Below are 14,453 nucleotides of genomic sequence, written 5' to 3' on the forward strand. Positions count from 1 at the left end.
GTCGCAATAGGTAGCCCGCACCCGGCGCAATGACCAGATAGCTGTTCAATCCATCTGGCGGATGGGCTAGTTTGCCGCAAATCAGGCAGGCATATCGGCAAAGGATGCAGCATTGGGACGATTTGACAGGTATATGCTGTCGCAACTGATGGTGCTGTTTGGCTTCTTCAGCCTTGTCCTCGTGCTGATCTACTGGATCAATCGGGCCGTCGTCCTGTTTGACCAACTGATTGCCGACGGGCAGTCAGCATGGGTTTTTCTGGAATTCACCGCGCTGACACTCCCCGCCGTGATCCGGCTGGCGCTGCCGCTGGCAGCCTTTGCAGCGGCAATTTACGTGACCAACCGGATGACAACCGAATCCGAACTGGTCGTCGTACAGGCCACCGGATATTCCGCCTTCCGGTTGGCACGGCCGGTCCTTTACTTCGGACTGATCGTGGCGCTGCTGATGTCCATTCTCATGCATTTCCTAGTGCCCATCAGCACCGCCCGGCTGGCAGAGCGACAAAACGACATCGCCCAGAACGCAACAGCGCGGCTCCTGACCGAGGGGCAGTTCATTGAACCGATCCAGAATGTGACCTTCTATGTCCGTGAAATCACACCGGCGGGTGAGTTGTTGAACATCTTTCTGTCCGACACGCGCAACCCTGATGAGGAAGTGACCTATACGGCGGCTCAGGCCTATCTGGTCCGCGACGGGGACGACACCCAATTGGTGATGGTGGACGGCATGGCACAAACCCTGCGGACTGCCGACCAACGGTTGTTCACGACGTCCTTCGACGATTTTGCCTACAATATCGGCAGCCTGATCACTACCGGCACCAGCCGCGGGCGGCGGGCCTCGCAGGTTCCCACATGGGAGCTGCTGAACCCAACGCCCGCGCTAGAGGAAGAGACGGGGAACAGCGCTGCACGCCTGTTGTCGCGCGGGCATGACCGGTTCAGCCAGTCGATCCTTGGCACGGTCGCAGCCCTACTTGGCTTTGCCACGCTGCTTATCGGCGGCTTCAGCCGCTTTGGCGTCTGGCGGCAAATCGTTGCGGCGATATTCCTGATCATCGTGGTCAAGGGCATCGAAACCGCTGGCCTCAACGCGGCGCGAACCAATGAAAACCTGTGGTTTGCCACTTATCTGCCAAGTATTGCGGGCTTCTTCATCGTCTGGTGCCTGCTTTTTGCCGCCAGCAGGCCGTCTTTGTTCAAACGCCGGATCAGGGACAGCGTACCATCATGATCCTGCACCGTTACTTTGCCCGGCGCTTCCTGATGACCTTTCTGGGCATCTTCGCTGTATTTCTTCTGATGCTGGTATTCATCGACCTTGTCGAACAATTGCGGCGCTATGCAAATGACGCCAGCTTCGTCGAGGTTTTTGCACTGACCCTGCTCAATGTCCCGCAAGGGATCTATCGGATCATGCCGTTGATCATGATCCTGACGGCCATCGCGCTCTTTCTCAGCCTTGCTCGGTCGTCGGAAATGGTTGTGACCCGGGCAGCTGGGCGTTCGGCGCTGCGGGCCCTATGGGCGCCGCTGCTGGTGGCATTGATGATCGGGCTTGTGTCGGTGGCCATCTTCAACCCTATCGTGGCTGGTACACTCAAACAGTTTGAGGCGCGCAGCGGCGCGCTCAAGGGCGAAAGTTCGGTCCTGTCGATTGGCTCCTCCGGCCTTTGGCTGCGGCAGGGCAACCGGGAGGGCCAGACAGTGATCCGGGCGCAAAGCGCAAATCTTGATGGCACCGCCCTGAACGAAGTCACCTTCATCAAATTCACACCAGAGGGTGGGCTGGTGCAGCGGGTCGACGCAACCAGCGCCATCCTGAATGATGGCGCATGGACATTGGCCAGCGCTAAACTCTGGGAACTGGATGGGGAACAGACACCCGAAGCTTCGGCGACGTTGCACGACACGCTCACAATCCCCTCCAGCCTGACCCCCGATCAGATCAGGGACAGTTTCGGCACGCCCGCATCCATCCCGATCTGGGAACTGCCAGCCTTTATCGACCGGCTGCGCACGGCAGGTTTCTCCGCCCAGCGGCATCTGGTCTGGTTTCACACCGAACTGGCACTGCCCGCATTTCTGGTATCGATGGTCATGATCGGGGCGAGCTTCACCCTGCGCCACCAGCGCGGCGGGCGGACCGGGCTGATGGTGCTTTTTGCGATCATTCTGGCCTTCGTGATCTATTTTATCCGCAACTTCGCGCAAATCCTCGGCGAAAACGGTCAACTGCCCGCGGTGCTCGCCGCCTGGGCACCGCCCCTTGCGGCCATCGCCCTGTCGCTCGGCTTTCTTCTGCATAACGAGGACGGATAATGCGCATCCTCGCTCTTCTGCTGATGCTGCTGCCCACGTTGGCGCTGTCGCAAGGGGCTGCGACCTTGGTGGCCGACAACGTGACCCTGAACGGTCAGGATCAACTGATCGCCAGCGGCAATATCGAGGTGCTGTACGAAGGCAACAGGCTACGCGCCAGCCGGATCATCTATGACCAGACCACCGACCAACTCACAATCGAAGGGCCGATTGTTCTTCAGGCCGCTGACGGCACGCTTTTAACGGCTGATCAGGCCAGCCTTGATCCCCAGCTTGAAAACGGCGTTCTGCAAGGGGCGCGACTGGTACTGGATCAACAACTGCAGGTCGCGGCCAACCAACTCGACCGGCGCAATGGGCGATACTCGCAACTTTATCGCACCGTCGCATCATCCTGCGCTGTTTGCGGCAACCGGCCGCCCATCTGGAGCATCCGCGCCGAACGGGTCATCCATGATCAAACCGAGCAACAGCTCTATTTCGAAAACGCGACCTTCCTGATCCGCGACGTGCCTGTGGCATGGATCCCGCGCATGCGCCTGCCGGACCCAAATCTGGAACGGGCCACGGGTCTCCTGATCCCAGAACAGGCCAACACGACGCAACTCGGAACAGGGATCAAAGTCCCCTATTTCATCACGCTCGGGGATCACCGGGATATCACCGTCACGCCGTATCTCTCACCCGAAACCCGGACACTGGAACTGATCTATCGGCAGGCCTTTGTGAACGGGACTTTCCGGGCCGAAGGGGCGGTCAGCGATGACACACTCGAAGACGAAAACCGGTCATATATCTTCGCCGAAGGGACATTCAGGCTGTCTGGCGACTACCAGCTGAGTTTTGATATCGAAGCGGTCAGCGACCGGGCGTATCTGCTGGATTACGGCTATTCGGGCAAGGACCGTCTGGACAGCGCCATCGGGCTGCTGCGGGTCACCGACAGCACGCTGACCCAGGTCAATCTGACCTATTACCAGACGCTGCGCGACGACGAAGACAATTCGTCCCTGCCCCCCATCGTGGCCGATCTTAGCTATGAAACGCGGACCCGCCCCACATTCGGCGGCACGCTGACGCTTGGGGCCAGCCTTGACGCCGCATATCGCTATAGCGACACCAATGGGGATGCGGGTCGGGATGTCACCCGTGCTGGCGCGCGCGCGGTGTGGCAACAGGACCGGCTGCTGGGCTACGGCATCGTCGGCGAATGGCAAACAGGCGTCCGGGCCGATATCTACGACGTGCAGGACGACACGGCATTCGAAGATACCAACCTGCGGATCGTGCCACATGTCGGCGTGACCTTGCGCTGGCCCTGGGCGATGACCACCGATACCGGCACGTCGCATCTGATCGAACCAACTGTATTGATCGCCGGATCAGATCAGTTCGGCGATATCCCCCCGAATGAGGACAGCACGCGCAGCGAATTCGATCAGGCCAACCTGTTCTCAATCTCGCGCTTCGCTGGCGAGGACGCGGTTGAGACCGGCGGACAAGTCGCAGCGGGTGTGACTTGGACACGTACCGGATCTGCGGGCACAATCTCAACCCTAACATTCGGGCGAGTCTCACGCACCGAAGACAACGCCGATTTCACCCGGTCATCAGGGCTGGCCAACAACCAATCCGATTGGGTTGTGGTCGGGCAATTGCAGATCCCCGACGGGTTCGCGTTCGACGCGCGGACGCTGTTCGACGACAATCTGGAACCCACACGGGCCGCCAGCCTGATCCGCTGGCAAAACGAAACGGTTTCGCTCTCCGCCGCCTATATCTGGCAGGCCAAGGATGCCGCGGAAAACCGACCCGACACGGTATCGGAATGGACGCTTGATGCAGCTTTCGAACTCAGTCAGGCGTGGTCGCTTAGCCTCGATGCGCGCTATGACGTGGCCGCCGACCGGCCGGTACGCGGCGGGATCGGGCTGGAATGGCGCAACGAATGCGTGACCATCGACGTTTCCGCCTCGCGCAGGTACACGTCTTCCACTACGGTAGACCCGACAACATCATTCGGGCTCAGCGGGTCGATCAGCGGGTTCTCCGCAGGCCGGTCCGGGGGCCGCCCCGCAGCCCGTTGCACGAACTGAACGAAGAAGATGAGGAACCGCATGCGCGCACGTTTGTCACTTGCCACGCTTTTGGCCCTGATGCTGGGTTTTGCCCTTGCAGGCACCGCTGGCGCCCAAGGGCAATTCGCCCCGGCCATCACGGTCAATGAACGGGCGATCAGCCAGTACGAGATCGACCAACGCAAACGTTTGCTGGAGTTGTTCCGCACGCCCGGTGACCTCGACCAACAGGCCCGCGATGGGTTGATCGAGGATCGGCTGAAACAGCAGGAGCTTGACCGTGTCGGGCTGGTCCTGACCGAAGAGGCGCTGAATACAGCACTTGAGGAATTCGCCGGGCGGGCCAATCAGGATCTCGATCAATTCACACGGGTCCTGCAGCAAAATGGCATAGATTTCCAAACCTTGCGCGACTTTGTTGAGATCGGGATCAGCTGGCGCGACTATATTCGCAGCCGCTTCAGCAGGCAGGTCACCATCACCGATGCTGATGTGGAACGGGCTATCGCAGGGCGCGGCAACAGCACCACCGCGATCGAAGTACTCTTGTCCGAAATCATCATTCCGGCCCCGCCAAACCGGGCACGACAGGCGCAAGCCGCCGCTGAACGGATTTCGCGACTGCGCTCCTTCGGCGCGTTCGAAGCCGCAGCACGCGAAGTTTCTGCCCTGCCATCGCGCGATCAGGGTGGACGGCTCGGCTGGTTGCCAATCACCAACTACCCGCCACAATTGCGGGGCTTGTTGCTGGATCTACGGCCTGGCGAAGTCACCGATCCGATCAACATCACCAATGGCGTAGCACTGTTTCAGATGCGTGGGGTACGCGAGGTCGCACAGACCGTCGCCTCACCTGCCAGCATTGACTATGCGGCCTACTACATCCCCGGTGGCCAATCAGACGCCGGCTTGCGCACCGCCGCCCAGATTGCCGCCAGCGTGGATACCTGCGATGACCTTTATGGGATCGCTCGGAACCAACCGGCAGAGGTGCTGGACCGCAGCGATGTGGCCCCATCCGAAATCCCGCAGGACGTGGCGCTTGAGCTTGCCCGGCTTGATCCCGGCGAAGCGTCCTACAACCTGACCCGCAACAACGGGCAAACACTGGTTTTCCTCATGCTATGTGGACGCACCGCCGCCGGTCAGGGCGAGGCTGATCCGGATGCGGTGCGCAACCAGATCCGCGGCCAGCGGCTTGCCGGTTTTGCAGATGCCCTGCTCGAAGACTTGCGCTCCTCTGCCGTGATCACATTCCGATGAAACCTGTCGCAATCAGCTGCGGGGAACCCGCCGGGATCGGGCCTGAAATCGCCGTCGCCGCATGGCAGGCGCTCAAGGATGAACTGCCGCTTGTCTGGATCGGCGATCCATCGCACCTGCCAACCGGCACACCGTTTCAGCCCGTGGGCAAGGCTGCGGACGCCAAAGCAATCGTACGTCACGCCTTGCCGGTTCTTGTGCAAAACTTCGGCTCTGCCGCCACACCCGGCATGGCCAATCCGGCACATGCGCAGGGTGTGATCGACGCCATCCGGACCGGTGTCGAACTCGTCGTGAACAATCAAGCCAGTGCACTGTGCACCGCCCCCATTCACAAGGCCGCGCTCATTGACGGTATCGGTTTTTCCTACCCCGGCCACACCGAATATCTGGCGGCACTCGCTGAAACTGACCGGGTGGTCATGATGCTGGCTTGCGATGCTTTGAAGGTGGTTCCGGCAACCATTCATATCCCGCTATCCGCCGTTGCGACCGAACTGACCGAAGCACTGCTGTCCGACACGCTTCAGATCACACATCAGGCGCTGCAAAAGGATTTCGGCATCGCCAACCCACGCATTGCGGTGGCCGGTCTCAACCCCCATGCTGGCGAAAGCGGCAAGATGGGCAGCGAAGAGATTGACCTGATCTCGCCACTCCTGACCACGCTACGGGCCAAGGGGATGGATATCACTGGCCCGCTTTCCGCCGACACCATGTTTCACGCAAGCGCGCGCGAAACCTATGATGTGGCCGTCTGCATGTATCACGATCAGGCGCTGATCCCGATCAAGACGCTGGATTTTTCAGGCGGGGTCAATGTCACGCTTGGGCTGCCGTTTATCCGCACCTCGCCCGATCACGGCACGGCTTTCGACATCGCGGGCAAGGGGGTTGCTGATCCAACCTCAATGATCGCAGCGCTGCGCATGGCCGCCGAAATGGCACAAGCACGCGGATGAGCGGGATCGACGCGCTGCCTCCCCTGCGCGAGGTGATTGCGAAACACGATCTGGCCGCCAAGAAATCGCTGGGGCAGAATTTCCTGCTCGACCTCAATCTGACAGCCAAGATCGCGCGATTGGCGGGGGATCTGACGCAAGCGGACATCCTCGAAATCGGCCCCGGTCCCGGCGGGCTCACGCGTGGGCTTTTGGCCGAGGGCGCGCGCAAGGTGCTGGCCATCGAAAAGGACCCGCGCTGCATGCCGGCCCTTGCCGAAATCGCCAACGCCTATCCGGGGCGGCTGCAGGTCATCAATGGCGACGCGCTCACCGTCAACCCGCTCGACCATCTGACCAAACCGATCAAGATCGCAGCCAACCTGCCCTACAATGTCGGTACCGAACTTCTCGTGCGCTGGCTGACACCGCCGGAATGGCCCCCGTTCTGGGACAGCCTGACACTGATGTTTCAGCGCGAAGTGGCACAGAGGATCGTGGCGATACCGGGCAGCAAAGCCTACGGGCGGCTCGCTCTGCTGGCGCAATGGCGCGCCGACGCGCAGATCGTCATGGAACTCCCTCCAGAGGCGTTCACCCCCCCGCCCAAGGTCAGCTCTGCCGTGGTCCATCTGACCGCCCTACCCGCGCCTCGTTATCCGGCTGACCCCGGAATACTGAACACAGTCGTGGCCGCCGCCTTCAACCAGCGGCGCAAGATGCTGCGCTCGGCACTCAAATCCGTAAGCCCGGAGATCGAGGATCACCTGACCGTCGTGGGGATCAAACCCACCGAACGGGCCGAACAGGTCGGGCTTGAGGAATTTTGCGCCCTCGCACGCAGTCTCGCTTGACACCGTCCCGGACCTGATCCGGGACCTCATACTCAGCCGCCGGGATGAGCGTTAAGCCAGTCGACAACCTCCACCCGCGTCCTGAGCCGCACCACCGGGATAACCACCCCATCCAACCCCGCTTCAATCGCCCCGCGAAACCGGTCACCGCCTGTCAACGCGCCCCAGGCAAACCGCCACTGCCGCAAACCGGGCCAGTCACGATTGCCCGGCGGATGTTCCGAGCGCACACGACCGGCATAGCGCAGGCTACGGCGTATAATCCGCCAGAATCGCAAACCGGCCGATATATCCAGCCAGATCACCAGTCCGGCTCGCGCCAGAACCTCTGGAATTAACACCGATGGCCCGCCCTCTAGCACCCAACGCTCCGCCGAAATGCGATCAACAATGTCGGCCCGTACATCGGCGCGGGCGCGCTGGACCCAACCAGTCTTCAAAGCCAAAGCATCCTTACAGATCACCGACGCGCCCATGCGATCCGACAGCCGCCGCGCAAACCAGGTCTTGCCCGCGCCATTGGCTCCCACAACCACCACCCTGCAAAAAGAAAGCCCCCCGAAATCGGAGGGCTGATCTATCACTCTGCGGCCTCTGGGGCGCTGTCACCCCCCGGGTTGTCCCCCTCATCGGGGTTCGGACGCGGCTTGCGTGGCGGGCGTGGCTTGCGGGCCCGCTGCGGCTTGGGTTTTTCTTCCGGCGTTTCCACCAGACCGCTATCCTGCTCGGGGATATCAACTGCTGGCTGATCCATCGCGGACGGGTCATTGGCCGCGGCTTCCTGTGCTTTCAGGCGTTCATTGCGTTCGCGATCACGTTCGGCCTGACGCTGACGGTTCTGTTCTTCCTGCTCTTCGCGCTTGGCATCCACCTCGCGCTGCGCCTCGGCCAGCATCCTTGTGTAGTGCTCGGCATGCTGGGCAAAGTTTTCGGCATCCACCCGGTCACCCGACAAAAACGCATCGCGGTGCAACTGATTATACTTCTCGATGATCTGTTGCGGGGTGCCGCGCACCTTGCCATCAGGACCCGAGCTGTCAAACACCCGGTTGATGATATTCCCGCCCGAGGGTCGGTTGTTGCGGTTCTTATTCCGCGACCGTGACTTCGATGATCTCATTGATATGCTTTCAAGCCTTTGGCTGTCGTTTCGCTGACCGTGCATCACGCCTTATGCGTGTCTCAAAAATATGGCCTTGCGATGTTTTGGCGGCAAATCGGCGGAGAGGTCCGAACGGCCCTCGTTCCTGCTGATGCCATTGAATAAGCATGGCAGGCCACGCAAGACAAGCATAAATTGGTCGAAATGCAGGTTTTTGCCACTTATCGGCGGGTTGCCGCGTCAAATCCCACCATTTGGCCCGCGACCACCCGGTCCCGCCCGTCCAGATCGGGAATGACCGTCACGTTCCGCAAATCGGCATCCCGCATCAGTTGCCCCACCGCATGTCCCTGTGTCGGGCCGATTTCAAGCAAAAGCGATGCGCCCGGCATCAAGGCCGGGATTGCCTGCGCGATGATCGCCCGATAGGCCGACAACCCATCACCCTCATCCGTCAGCGCCATGCGCGGCTCAAACCCGCGCACTTCGGGCGACAGGTCGGCCATTTCATCCGCCGCAATGTAAGGCGGGTTCGACACGATCAGATCAAAGGGCTGCGGAATGGACGCCATCCAGTCGCTTTGCACAAATGTGGCACGATCATCGACACCATGACGGCGGGCATTCCGCTCGGCGATCGCCAGCGCGGCGGCAGAGACATCACCCCCCACACCAATCGCATGGGGCATCTCGGCCAGAAGCGTTACCAGAATGCAGCCCGACCCAGTGCCAAGATCGAGAACCCGAGCAAAGTTATTGCGCAACGCCGCGTCGATCAGTGTTTCGGTTTCAGGACGCGGATCAAGCACATCTGCTGTGACCTCAAAACTGCGACCATAAAACTCTCGCGTGCCGATCAGGTGGGACACAGGCTCGCGGGCGGCACGGCGCGAAATCAGCAGATCAAACCGGTCTCGCACCTCGTCGGTCACAGGTTCGGGCAAGGTCAGGGTCAGCCGCCATGCCTCGACCCCTGACGCATAGGCAAATAGCTTGCGCGCATCACGCGCCGCATCCGGCACACCGGCATCACTCAGGGTTTTGGTCGCTGCAAGCAGCATCTGGCTGCCTGTCAGCGGACGGGTCACGCGCCCATCTCGGCCAACAGCGTGGCCTGCGCATCGGCTTGCAATGCGTTGATAACCTCATCCAGATCGCCCTGCATCACCTGTCCCAGCGAATACAGGGTCAGATTGATGCGATGATCCGTCATTCTGCCCTGCGGAAAGTTATAGGTGCGAATACGCTCCGACCGGTCGCCAGACCCCACCTGCGATTTCCGATCGGCAGAGCGCTCACTATCGACCCGCTGACGTTCCAGATCAAACAGCCGGGTTTTCAGGACCTGCATCGCAATCTCGCGGTTGCGATGCTGCGATTTTTCGGAACTGACCACGATGATCCCCGTCGGCTCATGTAGGATACGCACCGCTGAGTCGGTCGTGTTGACATGCTGGCCACCCGACCCGGACGCCCGCATCGTATCAATCCGGATGTTAGCCGGGTTGATCTCGATATCGACATCCTCTGCCTCCGGCAGCACCGCAACGGTCGCGGCAGAGGTATGAATACGCCCCCCGCTTTCCGTTTCCGGCACGCGCTGGACGCGATGCACACCGCTTTCGTATTTCATCCTGGCAAAGACACCATCGCCCGCAATCCGCGCGACAACTTCCTTGATACCGCCCAACTCTGTCAGGCTTTCTTCCAGGATTTCAAATCGCCAGCCCTGCTTTTCGGCATAGCGCTGATACATCCGCAGCAGATCAGCCGCGAAAAGCGACGCCTCATCACCGCCAGTGCCGGGCCGAATTTCCAGCAAGGCCGGACGGGCATCGGCCACATCTTTTGGCAACAGCGCCAGTTGGACATCATGCTCAGACGCTTCCAGTTGCGCCTTCAACTCCGGCAGTTCCGCCTCGGCCAGTTCCTTCATCTCCGGGTCGGCCAGCATCGCCTCGGCATCGGCGATCTGGCTAACCAGATCCTTGTAGGCCGTCACGGTCTCCACCACGGGGCGCAATTCGGCATATTCGCGGCCCAACGCGGCAATCTCGGACCCTGCCGCGCCATCAGCCATCTTCGCCTCCAGAAACTGGAAACGGTCAATGATCTGTTCGATTTTTTCAGGCGCTATCATAGGGCACCGATTGGCGCATCACAGCGGCTCGGTCAAGGGGCCAAGCGTTTCCAGCCAGCCCGCGATCCGGGCACGGTTGACCCCCAGATCAGACCGGCCAAAGCGCAGGCGTCCATAGATCACCAGAAGGTCCCCCTGCACCGTCACCGTCGTATGATCGGGAAAACCCATGACCAGCGAACGGCTCTGAAATGTCATCATACCCTCATCCACACTGCCCTTAATCAGCCGGGTGCGCGGCGTGGCCAGCGCGCGCTGCTCCACCGCCTTCAACACCTCATCAGCGGGGGCCGTAATGCGGCGGACCGATAAAAACCCACCCTCCTCGGACGTATCGCCCGGCTCCGCCATATCCGGCAATTTGTGCCAGCGTGCCGCGTTGGTCGGCGCAAGCCGGATATAGGCCACAACCACAAGCACAAATACCAACAGAAAGGCTAGAATTCGCATGGATCGGCATCGCTCCTTCAGCTCGGGGCATGTAAAACAGGTCTACGCGCTGTGTACGCATTCTGCGCGCGGGCTGCCAGCCCAAACCATGCCGAAAGAACACACTAGGCTTTGGGCAATGGCCGCGCTATCGAAGGCAAAACAAAAAGGTCATATCATGCAGCGCCAAACCCTTAGCACACTCTTTGCCCTCACTATGGCCGCTGGCTGCGCCACGCTTGGCACAGACAGGGTCGTTGTCGCCGGCACGGGCGATGAATTGCTCAAACTGCGATCCGGCCCCAGCCTGGGTTTCAACATCATCATGGGCCTGCCGGAAGGCACAGTTCTTAATCGACGCACATGCCTCACCGAAGTCGGCCAACTCTGGTGCGAGGTTTCACTGGCCGACGCACCAGAGGTCAGCGGCTACGTCTCGGCCGATTATCTGACCGACGGGTAGTGTCGGGCTGAAGACCCGCTACAAGGATCATCTCTCCGCCGGGGCCACAGCCCGCTGATAAAGATGCCATGTGGTGTGCCCCAGGATCGGCAGCGTGAAAATCAGGCCCAGAAACGCCGGAACCAACGACAACAGCATGGTGACGGTGATAATCGCCGCCCATCCCAGCATGACCGCCGGATTTTCCTGAACAACACGGAGCGACGTCAGCATCGCAGAAATGAAATCGATGTCCCGGTCCAGCAACATAGGCATGGCCACGACCGTCACCGAAAAGAGAACGGCCGACAAAAACGCGCCAACGCAAGTGCCGATTGCAAGGAACGTCCAGCCTTCGGATGTGAAGAACACGGTGTTCACAAACCCGTCCAAATCCGAAAAGGACGCATTCTGCAGCACGATCACCAACACGGTTCGAAACTGGTAAAACCACACCCATAAAATGAACAGGGTGACAAAGGCCATCCAGCCCATCTCGCGCTTGCGTTGCCGGGCCATGACGGAAAGTATGTCCGACCAGCCAAAGCTCTCTGCCTTCTGCAACCGGCGCGACATTTCATAAAGCCCGGCGGCTGCAAAGGGGGCCACAAGCGGAAAGGCGATTGCGGCGGGAATGACCATCCAGACCTCGCCAAGCCAGAACAGGACCCAAACAAACAAAATGCCGAACAGCGCATAGAACAGACCGAAAAAGCCGCTCATGACCGGGCGTGCCAGAAAGTCGGAAAATCCGGCCTTCAGCGCCTCCGCGATATCATTTGCCGTCACCTTGTTGATGGCGGGCCTGCCCGGCTGCTGCGGCGTCAGATTGCCTTGTGGTGTGGAACCTGCGGTCTTGGATGTCATGACACATGCCTCCCCCGCATATCAGTCTGCATCAGGTGCGGTATTGGGGCAAGGTGGCGCTTTGCACAGCTACCGATACGTCACTCCCGGCAGGATCGACAGCATCTCGAACATCAGGTTCGCCCCGGTCAGCGCGGTATTGCCCGACGGATCATAAGGCGGCGACACCTCGACCAGATCACAGCCCACGATATTCAGGCCCCGCAAGCCCCGGATCAGTTCCATCGCCTGCGGCGTGGTCAGTCCGCCAATCTCCGGCGTCCCCGTCCCGGGGGCATAAGCCGGATCAAGACTGTCGATATCATAGGTCACATAGGTCTTCTGATCACCGATCTTCGCCATGATTTCAGCCGCCAGCGGGGTCAGCGACTTATGCCAAAGATCCGGGGCCAGATACTGGTTGAACCCCCACCCGGCAGCCTCGGTAAAATCATCCGCCGTATACCCGGTGCCGCGCAACCCGATCTGAAACACCCGGTCGGGCGTGATCAGACCCTCCTCATAGGCCCGCCGAAACACCGTACCATGGGTCTCGCGCTCACCAAACATCTCGTCATTTACATCCGCATGGGCATCCACGTGGATCAATGCCAGCGGGCCATGCTTGGCCGCGACCGCCCGCAACACCGGCAGCGTCAATGTATGATCGCCACCCAACGTCATCGGCACGAAATCATGCTTCAAATGTGCCGCATAAGCTTCTGTAATAATGCGAATACTCTCGCTCAGCGAAAACGTATTGATCGGCACATCACCCAGATCGGCACATTGCAGCGCGTCAAACGGCGCCGCACCCGTCTGGATATTGTAGGGACGGATCATCGCGGATTGCTCGCGCAACTGCTTCGGCCCCATCCGGGTGCCCGACCGCCAGGATGTGCCGATATCCATCGGAATCCCGATAAATCCCACATCAAGGCCCGCAGCCGACGCCGCCTCCGGCAAGCGCATGAATGTCTGCGGCCCCGAAAACCGCGCCAGATCATTCCCGCTGATAGGCTGGTTCGGCATCACTTTTTCCTTTTGTTCCAAAGCGCCAGACAGCAAAGCTCCATCGCCACATGCGCCCCCGCAATTGCCGTCGCCCCTGTCGTGTCATAAGGCGGCGACACCTCAACCACATCACCGCCGACCACATTCACCCCCGCCAGATCCCGCAGGATCGCCGCTGCCTGCCAGCTTGCCAGACCACCCCAGACCGGGGTGCCGGTACCGGGGGCAAAGGCAGGGTCAAGCGCATCGATATCAAACGTCACATAAGTCGGATGATCGCCCACAATCGCCTTCACACGATCCACGACATAAGCGCTGCCCAGTTCGTGACAGGTCCGGGCATCAATATAGGGCATCCCTAGATAATCGGCGCATTCGGTGCGTATACCCACCTGCACCGACCGGGTCACATCCACCAACCCCGCCTTCACAGCCTTATACATGAACGTCCCGTGATCGATCCGGTCCATATCATCATCCGGCCACAGGTCGGAATGGGCGTCGAACTGGATCACTGACATCGGGCCATATTTGGCGGCATAGGCACGCAGGATTGGCAGAGTGATGAAATGATCGCCACCCAATGTCACGGTCCCCGGCCCCGCCGCCAATATGCCTGCCACATGCGCCTCGACCAGCGCAGGCACCCCCGGCACATTGGCGTAATCAAACGCTACATCGCCATAATCGACGATGGAAAACGCCGACAACGGATCAAACCCGTCCCAGCCATAGGGCGGATCATAAGGCTGCAGGCACGACGCCTCACGGATCGCACGAGGGCCAAACCGCGTCCCGGGGCGATGGGTCACCGCCTGATCGAACGGCACACCGGTCACCACCAGATCCACGCCGGTCAGATCCTTGCTATAGGCACGGCGCAGAAACGACACCGCTCCGCCAAATGCGTTCTCATAGGCCAGCCCACGACGATCAGCCCGCGTAAACGCCAGATCAACCTGCCCTTTTGCATCCTCAAGCGCCATGCGACCCTCTTCTTTCTTCCCAAAATA

Annotated in this window: 15 protein-coding genes; 7 read left to right on the plus strand and 8 right to left on the minus strand. The window is 60.4% G+C overall.

Annotation, left to right across the window (positions count from 1 at the left end):
- The first annotated feature begins 133 nt into the window (after positions 1–133).
- The 6 genes from lptF to rsmA are packed head-to-tail and all read left to right on the plus strand — an operon-like array spanning position 134 to position 7,467.
- Complete coding sequence (gene lptF / locus ACFWW2_RS15175) at positions 134–1,243, plus strand: LPS export ABC transporter permease LptF (RefSeq protein ID WP_393929184.1); 1,110 nt, start codon at positions 134–136, stop codon at positions 1,241–1,243.
- Positions 1,240–2,331, plus strand: a complete 1,092-nt coding sequence (gene lptG / locus ACFWW2_RS15180; RefSeq protein ID WP_393929186.1) for an LPS export ABC transporter permease LptG — start codon at positions 1,240–1,242, stop codon at positions 2,329–2,331. The genes lptF and lptG overlap by 4 nt, the downstream gene beginning before the upstream one ends.
- The gene (locus tag ACFWW2_RS15185) at positions 2,331–4,427 is read left to right on the plus strand and encodes an LPS-assembly protein LptD (RefSeq protein ID WP_393929188.1); all 2,097 of its coding nucleotides are present in this window, start codon (positions 2,331–2,333) and stop codon (positions 4,425–4,427) included. The genes lptG and ACFWW2_RS15185 overlap by 1 nt, the downstream gene beginning before the upstream one ends.
- 9 nt (positions 4,428–4,436) lie before the next feature.
- The gene (locus tag ACFWW2_RS15190) at positions 4,437–5,672 is read left to right on the plus strand and encodes a peptidylprolyl isomerase (protein ID WP_393929190.1); all 1,236 of its coding nucleotides are present in this window, start codon (positions 4,437–4,439) and stop codon (positions 5,670–5,672) included.
- A complete protein-coding gene (gene pdxA, locus ACFWW2_RS15195) occupies positions 5,669–6,634 on the plus strand; it encodes a 4-hydroxythreonine-4-phosphate dehydrogenase PdxA (RefSeq protein ID WP_393929192.1) in 966 nt (321 codons plus the stop codon). The genes ACFWW2_RS15190 and pdxA overlap by 4 nt, the downstream gene beginning before the upstream one ends.
- Positions 6,631–7,467, plus strand: coding sequence for a 16S rRNA (adenine(1518)-N(6)/adenine(1519)-N(6))-dimethyltransferase RsmA (gene rsmA, locus ACFWW2_RS15200; protein ID WP_393929194.1), 837 nt, complete (start codon positions 6,631–6,633; stop codon positions 7,465–7,467). The genes pdxA and rsmA overlap by 4 nt, the downstream gene beginning before the upstream one ends.
- Positions 7,468–7,499: 32 nt before the next feature.
- Here rsmA and ACFWW2_RS15205 read toward each other — a convergent pair whose 3' ends face one another.
- The 5 genes from ACFWW2_RS15205 to ACFWW2_RS15225 all read right to left on the minus strand — a co-directional run bounded on the left by ACFWW2_RS15205 (position 7,500) and on the right by ACFWW2_RS15225 (position 11,159).
- Positions 7,500–7,997 carry a DNA topology modulation protein FlaR gene (locus tag ACFWW2_RS15205; protein WP_393929196.1) on the minus strand — a complete coding sequence of 166 codons (498 nt, stop codon included), beginning with the start codon at positions 7,995–7,997 and terminating at the stop codon, positions 7,500–7,502.
- A 50-nt stretch (positions 7,998–8,047) separates the two neighbouring features.
- The gene (locus tag ACFWW2_RS15210) at positions 8,048–8,587 is read right to left on the minus strand and encodes a DUF4167 domain-containing protein (protein WP_393929198.1); all 540 of its coding nucleotides are present in this window, start codon (positions 8,585–8,587) and stop codon (positions 8,048–8,050) included.
- A gap of 203 nt (positions 8,588–8,790) precedes the next feature.
- Positions 8,791–9,657 carry a peptide chain release factor N(5)-glutamine methyltransferase gene (gene prmC, locus ACFWW2_RS15215; protein WP_393929200.1) on the minus strand — a complete coding sequence of 289 codons (867 nt, stop codon included), beginning with the start codon at positions 9,655–9,657 and terminating at the stop codon, positions 8,791–8,793.
- Entirely contained in the window at positions 9,654–10,709 is a 1,056-nt protein-coding gene (prfA, locus tag ACFWW2_RS15220) for a peptide chain release factor 1 (RefSeq protein WP_393929202.1), read from the minus strand. Before prfA ends, prmC begins: the two co-directional genes overlap by 4 nt.
- 18 nt (positions 10,710–10,727) lie before the next feature.
- On the minus strand, positions 10,728–11,159 hold the full coding sequence (locus ACFWW2_RS15225) for a DUF1499 domain-containing protein (protein WP_393929204.1): 432 nt from the start codon (positions 11,157–11,159) through the stop codon (positions 10,728–10,730).
- 157 nt (positions 11,160–11,316) lie between these two features.
- Here ACFWW2_RS15225 and ACFWW2_RS15230 point away from each other — a divergent pair, with 157 nt between their 5' ends.
- Complete coding sequence (locus ACFWW2_RS15230; RefSeq protein WP_393929206.1) at positions 11,317–11,601, plus strand: SH3 domain-containing protein; 285 nt, start codon at positions 11,317–11,319, stop codon at positions 11,599–11,601.
- Between the two features lie 27 nt (positions 11,602–11,628).
- Here ACFWW2_RS15230 and ACFWW2_RS15235 read toward each other — a convergent pair whose 3' ends face one another.
- The 3 genes from ACFWW2_RS15235 to speB (ACFWW2_RS15245) form a co-directional block, all read right to left on the minus strand.
- The gene (locus ACFWW2_RS15235) at positions 11,629–12,447 is read right to left on the minus strand and encodes a DUF2189 domain-containing protein (RefSeq protein WP_393929208.1); all 819 of its coding nucleotides are present in this window, start codon (positions 12,445–12,447) and stop codon (positions 11,629–11,631) included.
- Positions 12,448–12,516: 69 nt separating this feature from the next.
- A complete protein-coding gene (gene speB, locus ACFWW2_RS15240; RefSeq protein ID WP_393929210.1) occupies positions 12,517–13,458 on the minus strand; it encodes an agmatinase in 942 nt (313 codons plus the stop codon).
- Complete coding sequence (gene speB, locus ACFWW2_RS15245; RefSeq protein ID WP_393929212.1) at positions 13,458–14,426, minus strand: agmatinase; 969 nt, start codon at positions 14,424–14,426, stop codon at positions 13,458–13,460. Before speB (ACFWW2_RS15245) ends, speB (ACFWW2_RS15240) begins: the two co-directional genes overlap by 1 nt.
- Positions 14,427–14,453: the final 27 nt, after the last annotated feature.

This window comes from Yoonia sp. R2-816 (assembly GCF_046762905.1).
In the GTDB taxonomy this organism is placed as follows: Bacteria; Pseudomonadota; Alphaproteobacteria; order Rhodobacterales; family Rhodobacteraceae; genus Yoonia.

Bases quoted from the DNA above. Each gene is read 5' to 3' on its own strand.
- speB (WP_393929210.1), bottom strand. From the start codon at position 13,458: ATGCCGAACCAGCCTATCAGCGGGAATGATCTGGCGCGGTTTTCGGGG.
- pdxA (WP_393929192.1), top strand. From the start codon at position 5,669: ATGAAACCTGTCGCAATCAGCTGCGGGGAACCCGCCGGGATCGGGCCT.
- ACFWW2_RS15185 (WP_393929188.1), top strand. From the start codon at position 2,331: ATGCGCATCCTCGCTCTTCTGCTGATGCTGCTGCCCACGTTGGCGCTG.
- ACFWW2_RS15225 (WP_393929204.1), bottom strand. From the start codon at position 11,159: ATGCGAATTCTAGCCTTTCTGTTGGTATTTGTGCTTGTGGTTGTGGCC.
- prfA (WP_393929202.1), bottom strand. From the start codon at position 10,709: ATGATAGCGCCTGAAAAAATCGAACAGATCATTGACCGTTTCCAGTTT.
- lptG (WP_393929186.1), top strand. From the start codon at position 1,240: ATGATCCTGCACCGTTACTTTGCCCGGCGCTTCCTGATGACCTTTCTG.
- ACFWW2_RS15190 (WP_393929190.1), top strand. From the start codon at position 4,437: ATGAGGAACCGCATGCGCGCACGTTTGTCACTTGCCACGCTTTTGGCC.
- rsmA (WP_393929194.1), top strand. From the start codon at position 6,631: ATGAGCGGGATCGACGCGCTGCCTCCCCTGCGCGAGGTGATTGCGAAA.
- ACFWW2_RS15210 (WP_393929198.1), bottom strand. From the start codon at position 8,587: ATGAGATCATCGAAGTCACGGTCGCGGAATAAGAACCGCAACAACCGA.
- lptF (WP_393929184.1), top strand. From the start codon at position 134: ATGCTGTCGCAACTGATGGTGCTGTTTGGCTTCTTCAGCCTTGTCCTC.
- ACFWW2_RS15235 (WP_393929208.1), bottom strand. From the start codon at position 12,447: ATGACATCCAAGACCGCAGGTTCCACACCACAAGGCAATCTGACGCCG.
- ACFWW2_RS15230 (WP_393929206.1), top strand. From the start codon at position 11,317: ATGCAGCGCCAAACCCTTAGCACACTCTTTGCCCTCACTATGGCCGCT.
- speB (WP_393929212.1), bottom strand. From the start codon at position 14,426: ATGGCGCTTGAGGATGCAAAAGGGCAGGTTGATCTGGCGTTTACGCGG.